Here is a 16,713-nt window from a genome sequence, read left to right on the forward strand (position 1 = left end):
CATCGGCGACGGACGAATATTTGTTATCGTTTTTTTCGTCTAGCGATTCCTCGGCGTTATTTCATCGCGGCGGAACGAGCCGCCCTATGACCAACTGTGCAAGCGTGATTGGTCGATAGCCCCGGTCGGGCTATGTTCCCCGGTGTGGCTAGACCAGTTGACCGGTGCGGGACGCGGATACGGCTAGTCTGCCGGAGTGATACCTAACCCACTCGAGGAGCTAACGCTCGAGCAACTGCGAAGCCAACGCACGAGCATGAAGTGGCGTGCGCACCCAGCCGACGTCTTGCCGTTGTGGGTCGCGGAGATGGACGTGAAGCTTCCGCCGACGGTGGCCGATGCCCTCCGTAGAGCTATCGACGACGGCGACACCGGATATCCCTATGGAACGGAGTATGCCGAAGCCGTCCGCGAATTCGCTTGCCAACGTTGGCAATGGCACGACCTGGAAGTGAGCCGCACGGCCATCGTTCCCGACGTCATGCTCGGCATCGTCGAAGTGCTGCGTCTGATCACCGACCGCGGTGACCCTGTGATCGTCAACTCCCCGGTATATGCGCCGTTCTACGCTTTCGTGTCGCATGACGGCCGCCGAGTGATCCCAGCGCCGCTGCGGGGAGACGGCCGGATCGATTTGGACGCGCTGCAGGAAGCGTTCTCGAGCGCGCGTGCTTCAAGCGGCTCGAGCGGCAACGTCGCCTACCTCCTGTGCAATCCGCACAACCCGACGGGGTCGGTGCACACCGCCGACGAACTGCGCGGCATCGCGGAACGCGCCCAACGGTTCGGTGTCCGGGTGGTGTCCGACGAGATTCATGCCCCTCTTATCCCGTCCGGGGCACGGTTTACGCCCTATCTGAGCGTCCCCGGTGCGGAAAACGCATTCGCACTAATGTCGGCTTCCAAGGCGTGGAATCTCGGCGGACTCAAGGCAGCCCTGGCCATTGCCGGTCGCGAGGCGGCGGCCGACCTCGCTCGGATGCCCGAGGAGGTCGGTCACGGCCCCAGCCACCTGGGTGTCATCGCGCACACCGCGGCGTTCAGGACTGGTGGCAACTGGCTCGACGCGCTGCTGCGCGGTCTGGACCACAATCGAACGTTGCTAGGCGCTCTGGTCGACGAGCATCTTCCCGGGGTGCAATACCGATGGCCGCAGGGTACTTACCTGGCGTGGCTGGATTGCCGAGAACTCGGCTTCGATGACGCGGCTAGCGACGAGATGACCGAAGGCCTGGCGGTGGTGTCAGATCTGTCCGGGCCAGCCCGCTGGTTCCTCGACCACGCGCGGGTTGCGCTCAGTTCTGGTCACGTCTTCGGGATTGGCGGTGCCGGGCATGTGCGCATCAACTTCGCGACCTCCCGAGCCATTCTCATCGAGGCGGTATCGCGGATGAGCCGGTCACTACTCGAGCGCCGGTAGCGCGTCCAGAGAACCGCTAGCGCCAACACGATCACCTCGGGTGACGGTCTTGTCCGCTCGGCGGCCCTTCAGTGCCCAGCCAATGCGGCCGACCCCGCGGCGGCCGCATTCGGTAGACAAAGGAAGTCTGACACCGTAGGCGCCTCGTTGATCGCGTTTTCGCCGAGAAACGTGAAGGCCGTTTGCCCGCCCGTGCGGATCAGCTACGATCAAGGCGGCCACATGGACCAGTCGGCCAACCATGCGTGTCTGCCCACCCCGCTGGCGAGCACAACAGGGCGCGGGCAAGATCATGAGATGCCTGTCGAAGAGACCTCCACCCCCCAGAAGCTGCCCCAATTTCGTTATCACCCCGATCCCGTCGGCACCGGCTCGATAGTCGCCGACGAGGTGAGCTGCGTGAGCTGCGAGCAACGTCGGCCCTACACCTACACCGGCCCGGTGTATGCGGAGGAGGAGCTTAACGAGGCCATCTGTCCTTGGTGTATCGCAGATGGCAGTGCGGCGAGTCGCTTCGATGCCACGTTCACCGACGCCATGTGGGCGGTGCCCGACGACGTTCCAGAGGACGTGACCGAGGAAGTGCTGTGCCGAACACCCGGGTTCACGGGCTGGCTGCAGGAGGAATGGTTGCATCACTGCGGGGACGCCGCCGCCTTCCTTGGCCCGGTGGGCGCCAGCGAGGTGGCCGACCTCCCTGACGCCCTGGATGCGCTGCGCAATGAGTACCGCGGCTACGACTGGCCCGCCGACAAAATCGAGGAATTCATCCTGACGCTCGATCGAAACGGGCTGGCGACCGCCTACCTCTTCAGGTGCCTGAGCTGCGGCGTCCACTTGGCCTACGCCGATTTCGCTTAACCTCGGCGGCGACTGAGTCGACGCGAGCGCGGATATCGGACGCTTTTGCACAACAATGGTTCCGACGTGGCACAGCTCAGAGAGGAGCAGATCATGGATGTCCTACGCACCCCAGACTCCCGGTTCGAACACCTGGTGGGCTACCCGTTTGCACCGCACTATGTCGATGTGACGGCCGGCGACACCCAGCCGTTGCGAATGCACTACGTCGACGAGGGCCCGGGCGACGGTCCGCCGATCGTCTTGCTGCACGGCGAGCCCACCTGGAGTTATCTGTACCGAACCATGATTCCGCCGCTCTCCGCCGCCGGGCACCGTGTGCTCGCGCCCGACCTGATCGGCTTCGGCCGCTCCGACAAGCCGACTCGCATCGAGGACTACACCTACCTGCGGCACGTCGAGTGGGTGACGTCCTGGTTCGAGAATCTCGACCTGCACGACGTTACGCTCTTCGTGCAGGACTGGGGGTCATTGATCGGTCTGCGCATCGCTGCCGAGCACGGTGACCGGATCGCGCGGCTGGTGGTCGCCAACGGGTTTCTCCCCGCCGCGCAGGGGCGCACCCCACTCCCCTTCTACGTGTGGCGGGCGTTTGCGCGCTATTCTCCGGTGCTTCCCGCTGGCCGTCTGGTGAACTTCGGCACCGTCCACAGGGTTCCCGCCGGGGTCCGAGCCGGCTACGATGCACCTTTCCCCGACAAAACGTATCAAGCCGGCGCCCGGGCGTTCCCACGGTTGGTGCCGACCTCACCCGACGATCCGGCGGTACCGGCCAACCGCGCGGCATGGGAAGCCCTGGGCCGGTGGGACAAACCGTTCCTTGCCATCTTCGGTTATCGCGACCCGATACTCGGGCAAGCGGACGGTCCGCTGATCAAGCACATTCCCGGCGCGGCGGGTCAGCCGCACGCCCGCATCAAGGCCAGCCACTTCATCCAGGAGGACAGCGGAACCGAACTCGCCGAACGCATGCTCTCCTGGCAGCAGGCAACGTAACCGCGACGGCTGCGGACGAAGGATCGGCAGAATGGCGATGGAGATGGCGATGATGGGCCTGCTCGGCACCGTGGTGGGTGCCTCGGCCATGGGCATCGGGGGGATTGCGAAGTCGATCGCGGAAGCGTATGTCCCGGGGGTCGCGGCTGCCAAGGACCGTAGGCAGCAGATGAACGTCGATCTGCAAGCACGGCGCTACGAGGCGGTGCGAGTGTGGCGGTCTGGGTTGTGCAGTGCCAGCAACGCCTACCGGCAATGGGAGGCCGGGTCTCGGGACACCCATGCGCCCAACGTCGTCGGCGACGAGTGGTTCGAAGGTTTGCGGCCGCACCTGCCCACCACTGGGGAGGCAGCGAAGTTCCGTACCGCTTACGAAGTCCGTTGCGATAACCCAACTCTCATGGTGCTTTCGCTTGAGATTGGCCGTATCGAGAAGGAATGGATGGTGGAGGCGAGCGGCCGGACACCAAAGCACCGGGGATGACTGCGAAGACTCGCGGTTGGTAGCGCACCCGGCTGGTGCGGCGCCGACAAGCTGCCCACATTCGGTGACACTGAATTTCTGCAGCAAAAGCGCGAGTGACCAACGGTCTGCGAAATTACCGGCTCGGGGTCGGCTACACCGTCGAGCGACGCGGTCGCCGCCGCGCCGAGCCCCTCGGTACGGTGGCAGACATGAAATATCTGGACGTCGACGGAATCGGACAGGTCAGCCGGATCGGGTTGGGCACTTGGCAGTTCGGCTCGCGTGAATGGGGATATGGGGACCGGTACGCCACCGGCGCCGCCCGCGACATTGTCAAACGCGCACGCGCCTTGGGTGTCACGCTGTTCGATACCGCCGAGATCTACGGCCTGGGCAAAAGCGAGCGTATTCTCGGGGAGGCCCTCGGCGACGACCGCACCGAGGTGGTGGTGGCTAGCAAGGTCTTCCCGGTCGCGCCGTTTCCGGCGGTGATCAAGAACCGCGAGCGCGCCAGTGCGCGGCGGCTGCAGCTGAACCGTATCCCGCTGTATCAGATCCACCAGCCCAACCCGGTGGTCCCCGATTCGGTGATCATGCCGGGGATGCGTGACCTGCTGGACAGCGGCGACATTGGCGCGGCCGGTGTCTCCAACTACTCACTGGCGCGATGGCGGAAGGCCGACGCCGCGCTTGGGCGCCCAGTCGTCAGCAACCAGGTACGTTTCTCGCTCGCCCACCCTGATGCGCTCGAAGATCTGGTGCCGTTCGCCGAGCTCGAGAACCGCATCGTGATCGCCTACAGCCCGCTGGCGCAAGGACTATTGGGTGGCAAGTACGGACTCGAGAATCGTCCCGGTGGCGTGCGCGCGTTGAACCCGCTGTTCGGCACCGAGAACCTGCGCCGGATAGAGCCGCTGCTGGCTACGTTGCGCGCCATCGCCGTCGACGTCGACGCCAAGCCCGCCCAGGTGGCACTGGCCTGGCTGATTAGCCTGCCGGGGGTGGTCGCCATTCCCGGAGCGTCCAGTGTCGAGCAACTCGAGTTCAACGTCGCGGCCGCTGACATCGAGCTCAGCGCGCAATCCCGCGACGCGCTCACCGACGCCGCCCGGGCGTTTCGCCCGGTTTCCACCGGCCGCTTCCTCACCGACATGGTGCGTGAGAAGGTCAGCCGTCGTTGAGCTCGCTACAAGGTACGCGCGAGACGTTCGGCCAGCAGCTCGGCGAACCTCGCCGGATCCTCGAGTGCGCCGCCTTCGGCGAGAAGCGCTGTGCCGTAAAGTAATTCCGCGGTTTCGGCCAATGATTTCTCGGCATCGTCTGCGCGGTCCTGGTGGGCTTGGCGCAGGCCGGTCACCAACGGATGGCTCGGGTTGAGCTCAAGTATCCGCTTGCCGACCGGAACCTCCTGGCCGGAAGCCCGGTAGATGCGCGCGAGCGCGGGTGTCATCCCGAAGGCATCGGTGATCAGACAGGCCGGTGACTCGGTCAGGCGGGTGGACAGCCGCACCTCCTTGACGTGATCGCTCAACGTCTCCTGCAACCAGGTCAGCAGGTCGGCAAATTCCTTCTGCCGCTCCTCGCGCTCGGCCTCGCTGGTGTCCTCTTCGGAACTCAAGTCCACCTCGCCCTTGGCAACCGACTGCAGCGGTTTGCCGTCGAACTCCGGCACCATTCCCACCCAGACCTCGTCGACCGGGTCGGTGAGCAGCAGCACTTCGTACCCCTTGGCCTTAAACGCCTCCAGGTGCGGTGACTTCAGCAGTTGTTGGCGCGTCTCGCCGGTGGCGTAGAAGATCTGTTGCTGACCGTCCTTCATGCGCTCGACGTATTCGGCCAGCGTGGTGGGTTCCTCCTCGCTGTACGTGGAGACAAACGAAGAAATACCGAGCAGGGTCTCCCGGTTATCGATGTCTGACAGCAGTCCCTCTTTGAGGACCCTGCCGAACTGTGTCCAGAACGTGCGGTAGTCCTCCGGCCGGCTGGACTGCACGTCCTTGATCGTGGACAGCACCTTCTTGGTCAGCCGCCGGCGGATGGCCTTGATCTGCCGGTCCTGCTGCAGGATTTCGCGAGAAACGTTGAGCGACATGTCCTGCGCGTCGACCACACCCTTGACAAAACGCAAGTACTCGGGCATGAGCTGGTCGCAGTCGCCCATGATGAACACCCGCTTGACGTAGAGCTGGATACCGACGTGGGCGTCCCGGTCGAACAGATCGAACGGGGCATGAGACGGGATGAACAGCAGGGCCTGGTACTCGAAGGTGCCCTCGGCCTTCATCGCGATGATCTCGAGCGGGTCGTCCCAGGCGTGCGCGACGTGTTTGTAGAACTCCTTGTACTCCTGCTCAGACACCTCTTCTTTGGGCCTCGCCCACAGCGCCTTCATCGAGTTGAGGGTTTCGGTTTCGATGGTGACGGTCTCCTCGCCGCCTTCCCCCCCTTCTTCCTGGGAGGCTGGGGTGCGGCGCTCGACGTCCATCCGGATGGGCCAGGCGATGAAGTCGGAGTATTTCTTGACCAGGTTACGGATCTTCCATTCCGAGGTGTAGTCGTGCAGGTCGTCCTCGGCGTCTTCCGGCTTGAGGTGCAGGGTGACCGACGTGCCCTGGGGGGCATCCTCGACGGACTCGATGGTGTAGGTGCCCTCACCGCTGGACTCCCATCTGGTGGCCGCGCTCTCGCCAGCCTTGCGGGTAAGCAGTTGGACCTTGTCGGCCACCATGAACGACGAGTAGAAGCCGATGCCGAACTGACCGATCAGTTCCTCGGAGGCGGCCGCGTTCTTGGCCTCACGCAGCTGTGCGCGCAGCTCGGCGGTGCCCGACTTGGCCAGCGTGCCAATCAGATCCACCACCTCCTCGCGCGCCATCCCGATGCCGTTGTCACGAACGGTAAGAGTCCTTGCAGCTTTGTCTGCGTCGATCTCGATGTGCAGATCGGAGGTGTCGACCTCCAGGTCCTTGTTCCGCAGCGCCTCAATCCGCAGCTTGTCTAGCGCATCGGAGGCATTCGAGATCAACTCCCGCAGAAACGCGTCCTTATTGGAGTAGACCGAGTGGACCATCAAATCCAGCAGTTGCCGGGCCTCCGCCTGAAACTCCAACTGCTCGACATGGGCGTTCATGAGATTCCTTCCGACGACATAGCGACTCGAATTTAGCGAGCTGCGATCCGGCGCCGAGCTGGGGGTGGCCTGGCTAGGCCGTATCGCGAGCAAGCTGATAGAGGTCGGGATCGTGTGCGCAGACGATGAGTAGATCCGGGTCGTGGCGTCGATGGAGTTCGACGATTCGGGCCTGGTTGTCGCGCAGTTGGTTGCGGTTATACGACAACAGCTTTTCCTCGGCCCGCATCACGAAGGGCACCCGGAACCGGCCATCGAGGGTGCCGCGATGATAGAAGGCGTCGCCGCAGTGCAAAACCCAGCGGTGACCGGCATCGACAGCTACCGCGGCGTGCCCGCGGGTGTGACCGGGCATCGGCACCAGAACGACACCGGTGCCGATGGAATCGAGGGGTTTGGCCGATGCGAATCCGCGCCAGGGTTCCCCGTCGGGACCGTGCTCCACCAGCTTCGGGCCGTGGGCCCACTGTCCGCGTCGATATCGCAGTCGCTCGCGGAGCGAAGGGGCGTGGATGGCACCGCGGGCTTCGGCGGCGGTGACGTGGAGGTGAGCCTCGGGGAAGTCGGCGATCCCGCCGATGTGGTCGAAGTCGAAGTGGGTGAGCACAATGTGTCGAACGTCGGACGTGCGGTAGCCGAGCTGTTCGATCTGGCGGGCCGCGGTTTCGGCCTGCAAGAATGCCGGCCGCAGGACATGACGGAATAGACCTACCCGGCCGGGGTCAAGGCAGTCCTGGATACCGAAGCCGGTGTCCACCAGCACCAATCCATCGTCGGTCTCGACGAGCAGAACGTGGCATAACAGAGCGATGCCAAATGCATTCATGGTGCCGCAGTTGAGGTGGTGGACCTTCACCGGCGGTCCCTTCGCTTCGGGGGCGACACCTAACATACTGGTCGTCAACCTACCGCGACACCGCTGGGACTTTGTGCCATTGCCGGCCACTCGGGGCCGCTGCGGCCTGGAAAAATTGGTCGGGCACGGGCGGCCGCGGGTCGCTACCATCCCACTGTGAATGATTTACTGACCCGCCGACTGCTCACCATGGGCGCGGCCGCCGCAATGCTGGCCGCGGTGCTTCTGCTTACTCCCATCACCGTTCCCGCCGGCTACCCCGGTGCCGTTGCACCGGCCACTGCAGCCTGCCCCGACGCCGAAGTGGTGTTCGCCCGCGGCCGCTTCGAACCGCCCGGGATTGGCACGGTCGGCAACGCATTCGTCAGCGCGCTGCGCTCGAAGGTCAACAAGAATGTCGGGGTCTACGCGGTGAAATACCCCGCCGACAATCAGATCGATGTGGGCGCCAACGACATGAGCGCCCACATTCAGAGCATGGCCAACAGCTGTCCGAATACCCGCCTGGTGCCCGGCGGTTACTCGCTGGGCGCGGCCGTCACCGACGTGGTACTCGCGGTGCCCACCCAGATGTGTGGCTTCACCAATCCCCTGCCTCCCGGCAGTGATGAGCACATCGCCGCGGTCGCGCTGTTCGGCAATGGCAGTCAGTGGGTCGGCCCCATCACCAACTTCAGCCCCGCCTACAACGATCGGACCATCGAGTTGTGTCACGGCGACGACCCCGTCTGCCACCCTGCCGACCCCAACACCTGGGAGGCCAACTGGCCCCAGCACCTCGCCGGGGCCTATGTCTCGTCGGGCATGGTCAACCAGGCGGCTGACTTCGTTGCCGGAAAGCTGCAATAGCCACCTAGCCCGTGCGCGAGTCTTTGCTTCACGCTTTCGCTAACCGACAAACGCGCGCACGATGGAGGGGTCCGTGGTCATATCAAGACAAGAAGGGAGTAGGCGATGCACGCAAAAGTCGGCGACTACCTCGTGGTGAAGGGCACAACCACGGAACGGCATGATCAACATGCTGAGATCATCGAGGTGCGCTCCGCAGACGGCTCGCCGCCATACGTGGTGCGTTGGCTGGTAAACGGGCACGAGACAACGGTGTACCCCGGGTCGGACGCGGTCGTCGTCACCGCCACCGAGCACGCGGAGGCCGAAAAGCGCGCTGCCGCGCGGGCCGGGCACGCGGCGACATAGCCGGTGAAAAGCTCTGCTGGCGATGTGGGGCCTACAGGTCTCACGTGTCGAGCCGCAGCACACGTGTGGCGTTACGCCATAGCCAGTCCTCCAGGACTTCCCGGGGGACCGGCAGCGCACGCATCTCGTCGCACAATTGCAGGTAAGGGCGGTTGATGAGAAATCCGCCGGTACCGTAAACGATCTTGTTGCGGATTGTTGTCTGCCCAAACCGCATCAGCGGCTCCCATCCAGCGCCCGGTGAAGCGAAGTACTTGGGACGGTGCGCGGCCAATTCCAGGTAGACGTTCGGGTGTTTCCAGGCGATCAGGCATGCCTGCAGCACCCACGGGTAGCCGCCGTGGCTCATCAGGATCGTTAACTCAGGGAAGCGGCAGGCAACGTCGTCGATGTGGCGGGGATGGCCGAGATCGCTGAGCCGTGTCCGAGTCCAATCGGCGGAGGTGTGGATGGAAACGGGCACACCAAGCTCGACGCATTTGGCGTAGCAAGGGAAGTAGGCGGGGTCGGATGCGGGCCGTCCAATCATGAACGGACGCAAGTTCAACCCGCGGAAACCGTGCTCGACCACCCAGCGCTCGAACTCGTCGACTGCCGAGTCGCCGGCCAGGATGTCGGCACCGGCGAAGGGTAGGAACCGATCTGGATAGCGGGCCGCGACGGCGGCCACCGAGGCATTGTGGACAAAGGTGACACCACACGTGGACCGTTCATCGAATCCCGTGATCAGACTGCGGGTAATCCCGGCGTCGTCCAGGGAGTCCAGTATTTGGTCGTCTGTCCTGCGTAGCGACTCCGCGTAGGCACCGAACTGCTCGGCGCTGATCGTCGTCTTGGTGAAGACCTCGAAATACGACAGCAGCTCGACGGGAAATCCTTCCCGAAGATCGTCAATGACCTCGGCGGACGGAACGAACGGTGCCCACATATCGATGACCGGCACCCGCGGTTCGGGCGCGGTCATGGGGTGCTCCGCGGGCCAACCGGACCGTGCAGGAAGTCATCGAATCCGGCATCGCGCTCCACGGCGAATGCCTGCTCGAACGTCGTGGCGGGGCGGCCGGTGCACGTCGCCTCCTTGACATCGACTCGCTTCCCGGTGAGGTCGCACAGGACACAACGGTCCAGCGCGCCGTCGTCGGCTTCCTCGGTAGCAATGTCGTGGCTCATCGCTCCTCCGTTGACTGTGTCGACCAGCTGAGCATGCGCTCTTATGCGATTACGCCAAGTCAACTGACCCCGCCGACGCTTCGCATACCTAGTGTCGGCCAGGGCCACCTGGCCCGCCCGGACCTCCCGGCCCGCCTGGTCCGCCCGGACCCCCGGGTCCGCCTGGTCGGTTTACGGCGGGGAGCCAGAACACGCATTGATTCAAGTCGGGGCTCCACACCCAGCCGGGCGCGCAATCATCGTCGGCCCGGCTGTTCGCCGGCTCGACAAGTCCGGTCACCGCCAACACCGTCAACACCGCAGTGAACGCGCAAAGCGCGCAGCGTCGTAGAAAATGCCTCATCGCAGACCTCACGGTTTGTCGTCCGGCGCTGGACCTAGGTTATCGCCACGACCGCCGCGGCGGCAGCACACGTGGCGACTCACCGCGGCCGTAGAACCGGTTGAGCAGCAAGCCACTGCGCGTTGGTAAGAGCGGATCCAAGCGCCGGCAACGGATGGTCGGCGAGGGCGCTGATCGGGCAACGATGCCCAGGCCAGGCGGCCCCAGCGAACGCCGCACCGGCTGGAGGAAGATAGCCCCATGACCCAAACGCTGCGCCTTACCGCGCTGGACGAGATGTTCATCACCGATGACATTGACATCGTTCCTTCGGTGCAGATCGAGGCGCGGGTGTCCGGTCGTTTCGACCTCGACCGGCTTGCCGCTGCCCTGCGCGCCGCCGTCGCCAAGCACGCCCTGGCTCGGGCGCGGCTTGGCCGCGCCAGCCTAACCGCACGGACGCTGTATTGGGAGGTACCCGACCGCGCGGATCACCTCGCCGTGGAGATCACCGATGAACCCGTCGGTGAAGTTCGCAGTCGCTTTTATGCGCGGGCTCCCGAACTGCACCGAAGCCCGGTCTTTGCCGTCGCGGTGGTACGCGAGACCGTGGGCGACCGCCTCCTGCTCAACTTCCACCACGCGGCCTTCGACGGCATGGGCGGGCTGCGTCTGTTGCTCTCACTGGCCCGGGCCTATGCGGGCGAGCCTGACGAGGTCGGTGGCCCTCCGATCGAGGAAGCCCGCAACCTTAAAGGCGTCGCCGGCTCCCGCGACCTGTTCGACGTCCTGATCCGCGCCCGCGGCCTGGCAAAACCGGCCATCGACCGGAAGCGGACCACCCGGGTCGCCCCGGATGGCGGCTCGCCCGACGGGCCGCGCTTCGTGTTCGCCCCACTCACCATCGAGAGCGACGAGATGGCAACCGCGGTTGCTCGTCGACCCGAGGGGGCGACGGTGAACGACCTGGCGATGGCCGCGCTGGCGTTGACGATCCTGCAGTGGAACCGCACACACGATGTCCCAGCCGCCGATTCCGTGTCGGTGAACATGCCGGTGAACTTCCGGCCGACCGCGTGGTCGACCGAGGTCATCTCGAACTTTGCCAGCTACCTGGCGATCGTGCTGCGGGTCGACGAGGTGACCGATCTCGAGAAGGCGACCGCCATCGTCGCCGGGATCACCGGACCATTGAAGCAATCCGGCGCCGCCGGGTGGGTCGTGGATCTGCTCGAAGGGGGAAAGGTGTTGCCGGCGATGCTCAAGCGCCAACTTCAGCTGCTTCTCCCCTTGGTCGAAGATCGGTTCGTCGAAAGCGTCTGTCTGTCCAACCTGGGCCGCGTCGACGTCCCCGCTTTCGGGGGCGAGGCCGGGGACACCACTGAGGTGTGGTTCAGTCCGACGGCGGCCATGAGCGTCATGCCGATCGGGGTTGGCCTCGTCGGCTTCGGAGGAACGCTGCGCGCCATGTTCCGCGGCGACGGGCGAACCATCGGCGGCGAGGCGCTGGGCCGCTTCGCCGCACTGTATCGCGACACACTGCTGACCTGAGGGCCCGGCATGACCGACAACGAGTGCCCGGCCGACAGCCGACGGCGCCATGTCCTGCGGCTCGCCCTGTTCGCCGGGATTTTGCTGGGGCTGTTCTACCTGGTTGCGGTGGCACGAGTCATCCACGTCGACGGGGTCCGTAGCGCGGTCGTGGTGGCGACGGGTCCGATCGCACCCCTGGCGTACGTTGTGGTGTCGGCCGCACTCGGCGCGTTGTTCGTCCCGGGCCCGATCCTCGCCGCCGGCAGCGGGGTGCTGTTCGGGCCGCTACTAGACACCTTTGTGACCCTGCCAGCTTTCTCGGCCGGCGCGCAGGCCGGAATGACGCCCAGGCGCTGCTGGGTGTCGATCGCGCCCATCGCCTCGATGCACAGATCGAACGGCGCGGATTGTGGGCGGTGGTCGGTCAGCGCTTCGTCCCCGGCATCTCGGATGCGCTGGCCTCGTACACCTTCGGGGCGTTCGGAGTTCCGTTGTGGCAGATGGTCGTTGGGTCGTTCATCGGGTCGGCGCCACGGGTGTTCGTCTACACCGCGCTGGGCGCGTCGATCACCAACCTGTCGTCGCCGCTGGTTTACTCGGCGATCGCGGTGTGGTGCGTGACCGCCATCATCGGGGCGTTCGCCGCGCGGCGTTGGTACCGGAAGTGGCGTGCGCGCCCGCGCCGGCGGTGCGGCCTGGCTCAGCTCACGACCGGTAGTCAGCAACGCCACACGAGTCACCGGACACCGGCGGGCGTCGTCATGCCCGGTTCACTGTCCGAGCACCGCCGTCTCCGTCAAGAAGCGCCGGATCGCATCGAGCATCACCCGCCCATCGAGTAGTTCCGGGTCGTTGTGACCCACACCGGGAACCACCACGTATCGCTTAGGCTCGGCGGCCGCTGCGACCAGCCGCTCACTAAGCGTAGCGGGGACGATGTCGTCGCTGCCGCCCGCGATGACCAGCACCGGCGCGTGTACAGAGGCGATGCGCTCGATCGACGGGTAGTGGTCCAGCAGCAACCGGCGCAGCGGCAGCCACGGGTAGTGCACCGCGCCGACCTCGGCCAGCGACGTGAACGGAGATCTCAGCACGAGTGCCGCCGGCGGCCGTTGCACGGCCAGCCCGACCGCCACCGCCGCGCCGAGGGATTCGCCGAAATAGGCAATGCGCGCGGGGTCGACGTCGGACTGGCCGGACAGCCACTCCTGCGCGGCCCGAGCGTCGGCGGCCAGGCCCTGCTCAGACGGCCGACCCGGGTTACCGCCGTAGCCGCGATAGTCAAACAGCAACACCGACAGGCCCAGGCCATGCAGCGCGACAGCCAGCTCCGCACGCATCGACCGGTCGCCGGCGTTGCCATTGCACACCAGCACCGCGGGCCCACTACCGCCCGAAGTATGCGGGAAGTACCAGCCACCCAAGCGCATTCCATCTTGTGTTTCGACCACGACATCGCGGCCGGCGGGCAAAACGGAGGAAGCCGATGGCACCGGACCCGCAGACGGGAAGTAGATTAGCCGACGCTGCTGCGACCAGATGAACGTAATCACGCCCGATGCCACCAGCGCGACGATAGCGACCACCGGCAACGCGCGACACCTCTTTAGCGACATCTAGCCCCGCACCGGTGCGACGCATCGAAAGCGGGGTCCCCGCGACCAGTGGATTACCGAAACCACCGTTCCAAACAGAAAATCGACACGAAATTCAACGACGCGGCGGGCCGGCGATGGCCACGAGACACCCACAACCAGCAACCGCCCCAATCATCACGCCAACCAGCTCAGTACACCGCCGTGGCGCGAACACGTGCCTGACCGGTGTGTGCTGAACGAGTACGACCCGTCCCTACAAATTGCGGTGGCGCCGGGTGGCGCCCCCGAACCTGGCGGCACTTGCCGGGGAGCAGGTATGCACTGACCGTCCACGTTCTCGTAGTAGCCGCTAGGACAGGCAAACACCGAAGTCGGCGTCGACGGAGAAATGGCCGGGACGAAGCCGAAACCAACTGCCGCCGCAACAACGCCGACGGCAAACCGCCTCCGAGCAGACACTGCTAGCCTTCGATCATCACGCTTACGACTCCGCGTCCCAGCAAAGCGTACCGAGTACATCGCCAGCCGGGAAGGGATATGGTCCCGCGACTAGCGGATCAGCAGAGTGCGCAGTTCCAGTGCTCTGGCAAACCAACACGTATTGCTCGCCGATCCAACATATTCGTTGAACCTTGAGAAAGGCTTGCGGCGCATCGCCCAGCCCAGCGCCACTGCCACCACGGGAGGAGAAATCCAACCGTCACCACGACACCACGGATAGCGAAGATCAACAAATGCCACCCACGTTCGGGCGCACCAAGGAAGCCACCGTCGCGATACTTACCTATCGTTGCATCCGTTCTGGCGATATTTTTCAACTCGCATTCATGCGCCCCCTCCGCAAGAGCCGGGAGCGGCTAATGGTGGCACCGGGCTACCATCGTCAATAACACACGACAAGGTAAGCGTCGTACCAACAAACGGCGCTGGTACCCGCACTTGATGCCAATAGCTGCCGTCTGGATATCTGATTCCGTCACAATATCCCCACCCGGTAATCCCACCAAAGCCACCGCCAGGGCAATATCCCATCGCACTATTCGGCATGTGCGGATCTTGTCCCGGCGGTGGCGCGGGTTCGGCGTTGGCAGAAACCATAGAAAATTCAACTGCCATAGTCAATGTACCGATTGCGATAGCAATACTATTTTTATACATTTTCTCAACACCTGAATTCGTTCGTGTGGGGAATGCAGCCTTTTGGCCCCCACATGCCCGGTGTCCCATCGCTGGCGGGCCAGTAGGGACTTCTTCCACGGCCGGAAGATCATTGCGCGTTGGTTGTGCGAGCGGGCGGCTGACGGCTTCGCATAATGGCGTGGACGGGCTGTCATCGTTGTCCCTCAGCGCTACAACAAGTCAGGGAAACTCTTCACAGGCGGTGCCGTCGTCGCCGTGGTCGAGGCCAAGACGGTAACCCGGCTCACCCCATAGAGCGGGGCCACCCCCGCGTCCCGCCTTGCAGTTCTGGTAGTACCGGAACCACGCGGGTATCGGCGTTGGGGCTGCATGAGCCACAGGTGGCGCCACATCGCCGACCGCGATCACAGCTGCGAGGACCGGTGGACGCTGCATGATGAGCCCTACGTGTAGTACCAGACGGCTTTGGTTGTGACTGGCTGGTCAGTCGCGTAAACCGTGGACCTGGCTACTGCTGAAAGTACCATGACGCGGGGCAACGAAACAGCAGCAACGTCGACAGACAGCGGAACTGTCGGCTACCGCCGATAACGTTGTGTCATGCGTGCGGACATGTCCGTCACCTCGATGCTCGACCGAGAGGTCTACGTATACGCCGAGGTCGATAAGCTGATCGGCCTCCCCGCCGGCACCGCGAAGCGGTGGATCAACGGCTACGAGCGTGGCGGCAAAGATCACCCGCCGATCCTCCGCGTCACGCCGGGAGCTACGCCGTGGGTTACGTGGGGCGAGTTCGTCGAGACTCGCATGCTTGCTGAATACCGCGACCGCCGGAAAGTGCCAATAGTGCGGCAGCGCGCAGCGATTGAAGAACTGCGTGCGCGGTTCAATCTCCGATACCCGCTGGCACATCTGCGGCCGTTCTTGTCAACGCACGAGCGGGATCTGACGATGGGCGGCGAGGAGATTGGTCTGCCGGATGCGGAAGTGACGATCCGTACTGGGCAAGCGTTGCTTGGTGATGCCCGGTGGCTCGCCAGCATCGCGACACCCGGTCGGGATGAGGTTGGCGAAGCCGTGATCGTCGAACTGCCCGTCGACAAGGCCTTTCCCGAAATCGTCATCAACCCAAGCCGATATAGCGGGCAGCCCACGTTCGTTGGGCGTCGTGTGTCGCCGGTGACGATCGCCCAAATGGTAGACGGCGGTGAGGAACGCGAGGACCTGGCCGCCGACTACGGTCTCAGCCTGAAGCAGATTCAAGACGCAATCGACTACACCAAGAAGTACAGGCTGGCCCGACTGGTGGCGGCATAAGGCCCGGCGATGCTCGAAGTCGACAAAGTCACCCATGTTGTCGATGAAAACCTGCTTCGGCTTGGTGTGGCCTTGTCGCCGTCAGAAAAGACACGGCCCGGTTTGGCCGCCCGCCCGTCGACGACCTGCTACCGCAAGGCATCCTCGACACCGACTGGATCCCCATCGTCGGGGGTCGGGTGGGTGGTCATCAGCAACGACAGGCATCTCCGGACGCGGCCAGTGGAGGCCGAGCTGGCGGTCGCCCACAAGCTCAAAGTCGTGCACTTGCATGGCCGTGTGGGCGGACTAGTCCGCGTGGGCACAGCTGACGCGGCTGGCTGCGCGGTGGCCGGCCATTGAGCACCAATATGAGAAGGCACCGGAAGGGCCTTGGTGGTTGTCGGTGCGGAGGAGCAGGACCGCCGTAATGGAGTTCGCGCCCGGCGCCGTCGACACCATAGCGTCGGACAACATGGCTGCCCAAAATGTCCACGATACGGCTGTGAAGACCTCGAGGTGATGGCCGAAAGGTGACCACCTCGCAGTGGTAGGACGACAGCGACCCGATCGAAGGCAATGCCGCCGCATCGAGCGCGACTTTGGGCATGACAGGATTTCGAGTAAGCGCATCAACGTGTCCGAAATGTGGGGCGGGCGGGGCTCGAACCCGCGACCAACGGATTATGAGTCCGCGGCTCTAACCAACTGAGCTACCGCCCCTTGTG

19 protein-coding genes, 1 tRNA gene and 1 pseudogene are annotated in these 16,713 nt (G+C 64.5%); 11 read left to right on the plus strand and 10 right to left on the minus strand.

What is annotated here, in order from left to right:
* Positions 1 to 196: 196 nt before the first annotated feature.
* The 5 genes from FF952_RS12135 to FF952_RS12155 all read left to right on the plus strand — a co-directional run bounded on the left by FF952_RS12135 (position 197) and on the right by FF952_RS12155 (position 4,924).
* Positions 197 to 1,420 (plus strand): MalY/PatB family protein, encoded by a 1,224-nt coding sequence (locus FF952_RS12135; protein WP_003899255.1) that lies wholly within the window; start codon positions 197 to 199, stop codon positions 1,418 to 1,420.
* A gap of 222 nt (positions 1,421 to 1,642) precedes the next feature.
* A complete protein-coding gene (locus FF952_RS12140) occupies positions 1,643 to 2,281 on the plus strand; it encodes a CbrC family protein (protein ID WP_003899256.1) in 639 nt (212 codons plus the stop codon).
* A 93-nt stretch (positions 2,282 to 2,374) separates the two neighbouring features.
* Entirely contained in the window at positions 2,375 to 3,277 is a 903-nt protein-coding gene (locus FF952_RS12145; RefSeq protein ID WP_003411849.1) for a haloalkane dehalogenase, read from the plus strand.
* 31 nt (positions 3,278 to 3,308) lie between these two features.
* Entirely contained in the window at positions 3,309 to 3,761 is a 453-nt protein-coding gene (locus FF952_RS12150) for a hypothetical protein (protein WP_003411851.1), read from the plus strand.
* A gap of 191 nt (positions 3,762 to 3,952) precedes the next feature.
* Positions 3,953 to 4,924 (plus strand): aldo/keto reductase, encoded by a 972-nt coding sequence (locus FF952_RS12155; RefSeq protein ID WP_003904815.1) that lies wholly within the window; start codon positions 3,953 to 3,955, stop codon positions 4,922 to 4,924.
* A gap of 5 nt (positions 4,925 to 4,929) precedes the next feature.
* Here the strand turns inward: FF952_RS12155 and htpG are convergent, their stop codons facing one another.
* Both htpG and FF952_RS12165 read right to left on the minus strand, forming a co-directional pair.
* Positions 4,930 to 6,873, minus strand: a complete 1,944-nt coding sequence (gene htpG / locus FF952_RS12160) for a molecular chaperone HtpG (RefSeq protein ID WP_003411855.1) — start codon at positions 6,871 to 6,873, stop codon at positions 4,930 to 4,932.
* Between the two features lie 73 nt (positions 6,874 to 6,946).
* The gene (locus FF952_RS12165) at positions 6,947 to 7,729 is read right to left on the minus strand and encodes an MBL fold metallo-hydrolase (protein WP_003911838.1); all 783 of its coding nucleotides are present in this window, start codon (positions 7,727 to 7,729) and stop codon (positions 6,947 to 6,949) included.
* Positions 7,730 to 7,885: 156 nt separating this feature from the next.
* Here FF952_RS12165 and FF952_RS12170 point away from each other — a divergent pair, with 156 nt between their 5' ends.
* Both FF952_RS12170 and FF952_RS12175 read left to right on the plus strand, forming a co-directional pair.
* On the plus strand, positions 7,886 to 8,578 hold the full coding sequence (locus FF952_RS12170; RefSeq protein WP_003903841.1) for a cutinase family protein: 693 nt from the start codon (positions 7,886 to 7,888) through the stop codon (positions 8,576 to 8,578).
* A gap of 105 nt (positions 8,579 to 8,683) precedes the next feature.
* Complete coding sequence (locus FF952_RS12175; RefSeq protein WP_003411866.1) at positions 8,684 to 8,926, plus strand: DUF1918 domain-containing protein; 243 nt, start codon at positions 8,684 to 8,686, stop codon at positions 8,924 to 8,926.
* A gap of 40 nt (positions 8,927 to 8,966) precedes the next feature.
* Here FF952_RS12175 and FF952_RS12180 read toward each other — a convergent pair whose 3' ends face one another.
* Positions 8,967 to 9,890 (minus strand): amidohydrolase family protein, encoded by a 924-nt coding sequence (locus FF952_RS12180; protein WP_003903842.1) that lies wholly within the window; start codon positions 9,888 to 9,890, stop codon positions 8,967 to 8,969.
* Complete coding sequence (locus FF952_RS12185; RefSeq protein WP_003411870.1) at positions 9,887 to 10,096, minus strand: hypothetical protein; 210 nt, start codon at positions 10,094 to 10,096, stop codon at positions 9,887 to 9,889. Before FF952_RS12185 ends, FF952_RS12180 begins: the two co-directional genes overlap by 4 nt.
* 583 nt (positions 10,097 to 10,679) lie before the next feature.
* Here FF952_RS12185 and FF952_RS12190 point away from each other — a divergent pair.
* Positions 10,680 to 11,969, plus strand: a complete 1,290-nt coding sequence (locus FF952_RS12190) for a hypothetical protein (RefSeq protein ID WP_003899261.1) — start codon at positions 10,680 to 10,682, stop codon at positions 11,967 to 11,969.
* 9 nt (positions 11,970 to 11,978) lie between these two features.
* Positions 11,979 to 12,634: pseudogene (locus tag FF952_RS12195) on the plus strand (TVP38/TMEM64 family protein); the annotation flags it as partial.
* 87 nt (positions 12,635 to 12,721) lie between these two features.
* Here the strand turns inward: FF952_RS12195 and FF952_RS12200 are convergent.
* The 5 genes from FF952_RS12200 to FF952_RS12220 all read right to left on the minus strand — a co-directional run bounded on the left by FF952_RS12200 (position 12,722) and on the right by FF952_RS12220 (position 15,081).
* Positions 12,722 to 13,567, minus strand: coding sequence for an alpha/beta hydrolase (locus FF952_RS12200; protein WP_003902165.1), 846 nt, complete (start codon positions 13,565 to 13,567; stop codon positions 12,722 to 12,724).
* A gap of 156 nt (positions 13,568 to 13,723) precedes the next feature.
* Complete coding sequence (locus tag FF952_RS12205) at positions 13,724 to 14,068, minus strand: DUF3761 domain-containing protein (RefSeq protein WP_071854221.1); 345 nt, start codon at positions 14,066 to 14,068, stop codon at positions 13,724 to 13,726.
* Positions 14,069 to 14,098: 30 nt separating this feature from the next.
* Entirely contained in the window at positions 14,099 to 14,290 is a 192-nt protein-coding gene (locus tag FF952_RS12210) for a hypothetical protein (protein ID WP_003899264.1), read from the minus strand.
* An 84-nt stretch (positions 14,291 to 14,374) separates the two neighbouring features.
* Positions 14,375 to 14,806 (minus strand): hypothetical protein, encoded by a 432-nt coding sequence (locus FF952_RS12215; RefSeq protein WP_003904818.1) that lies wholly within the window; start codon positions 14,804 to 14,806, stop codon positions 14,375 to 14,377.
* Positions 14,807 to 14,898: 92 nt separating this feature from the next.
* The gene (locus tag FF952_RS12220) at positions 14,899 to 15,081 is read right to left on the minus strand and encodes a hypothetical protein (protein WP_003902166.1); all 183 of its coding nucleotides are present in this window, start codon (positions 15,079 to 15,081) and stop codon (positions 14,899 to 14,901) included.
* A 208-nt stretch (positions 15,082 to 15,289) separates the two neighbouring features.
* Between FF952_RS12220 and FF952_RS12225 the strand changes: the two genes are divergently transcribed.
* Both FF952_RS12225 and FF952_RS12230 read left to right on the plus strand, forming a co-directional pair.
* Positions 15,290 to 16,006, plus strand: coding sequence for a DUF433 domain-containing protein (locus FF952_RS12225; RefSeq protein ID WP_003411885.1), 717 nt, complete (start codon positions 15,290 to 15,292; stop codon positions 16,004 to 16,006).
* Positions 16,007 to 16,015: 9 nt separating this feature from the next.
* On the plus strand, positions 16,016 to 16,348 hold the full coding sequence (locus tag FF952_RS12230; RefSeq protein ID WP_003411888.1) for a hypothetical protein: 333 nt from the start codon (positions 16,016 to 16,018) through the stop codon (positions 16,346 to 16,348).
* A 286-nt stretch (positions 16,349 to 16,634) separates the two neighbouring features.
* On the opposite strand, the gene FF952_RS12235 is transcribed toward FF952_RS12230, so the two are convergent.
* A tRNA-Ile gene (locus FF952_RS12235) sits at positions 16,635 to 16,708 on the minus strand.
* Between the last annotated feature and the right edge of the window lie 5 nt (positions 16,709 to 16,713).

Origin of the sequence: Mycobacterium tuberculosis complex sp. N0072 (assembly GCF_030323725.1) — a bacterium.
Classification (GTDB): domain Bacteria; phylum Actinomycetota; class Actinomycetes; order Mycobacteriales; family Mycobacteriaceae; genus Mycobacterium; species Mycobacterium tuberculosis.

Coding starts and splice junctions, on each gene's coding strand:
- FF952_RS12230 (WP_003411888.1), top strand. CDS start 16,016: ATGCTCGAAGTCGACAAAGTCACCCATGTTGTCGATGAAAACCTGCTT.
- FF952_RS12180 (WP_003903842.1), bottom strand. CDS start 9,890: ATGACCGCGCCCGAACCGCGGGTGCCGGTCATCGATATGTGGGCACCG.
- FF952_RS12225 (WP_003411885.1), top strand. CDS start 15,290: ATGCGTGCGGACATGTCCGTCACCTCGATGCTCGACCGAGAGGTCTAC.
- FF952_RS12150 (WP_003411851.1), top strand. CDS start 3,309: ATGGCGATGGAGATGGCGATGATGGGCCTGCTCGGCACCGTGGTGGGT.
- FF952_RS12140 (WP_003899256.1), top strand. CDS start 1,643: ATGGACCAGTCGGCCAACCATGCGTGTCTGCCCACCCCGCTGGCGAGC.
- FF952_RS12175 (WP_003411866.1), top strand. CDS start 8,684: ATGCACGCAAAAGTCGGCGACTACCTCGTGGTGAAGGGCACAACCACG.
- FF952_RS12185 (WP_003411870.1), bottom strand. CDS start 10,096: ATGAGCCACGACATTGCTACCGAGGAAGCCGACGACGGCGCGCTGGAC.
- FF952_RS12205 (WP_071854221.1), bottom strand. CDS start 14,068: ATGTACTCGGTACGCTTTGCTGGGACGCGGAGTCGTAAGCGTGATGAT.
- FF952_RS12155 (WP_003904815.1), top strand. CDS start 3,953: ATGAAATATCTGGACGTCGACGGAATCGGACAGGTCAGCCGGATCGGG.
- FF952_RS12220 (WP_003902166.1), bottom strand. CDS start 15,081: ATGTGGCGCCACCTGTGGCTCATGCAGCCCCAACGCCGATACCCGCGT.
- FF952_RS12190 (WP_003899261.1), top strand. CDS start 10,680: ATGACCCAAACGCTGCGCCTTACCGCGCTGGACGAGATGTTCATCACC.
- FF952_RS12200 (WP_003902165.1), bottom strand. CDS start 13,567: ATGTCGCTAAAGAGGTGTCGCGCGTTGCCGGTGGTCGCTATCGTCGCG.
- FF952_RS12145 (WP_003411849.1), top strand. CDS start 2,375: ATGGATGTCCTACGCACCCCAGACTCCCGGTTCGAACACCTGGTGGGC.
- htpG (WP_003411855.1), bottom strand. CDS start 6,873: ATGAACGCCCATGTCGAGCAGTTGGAGTTTCAGGCGGAGGCCCGGCAA.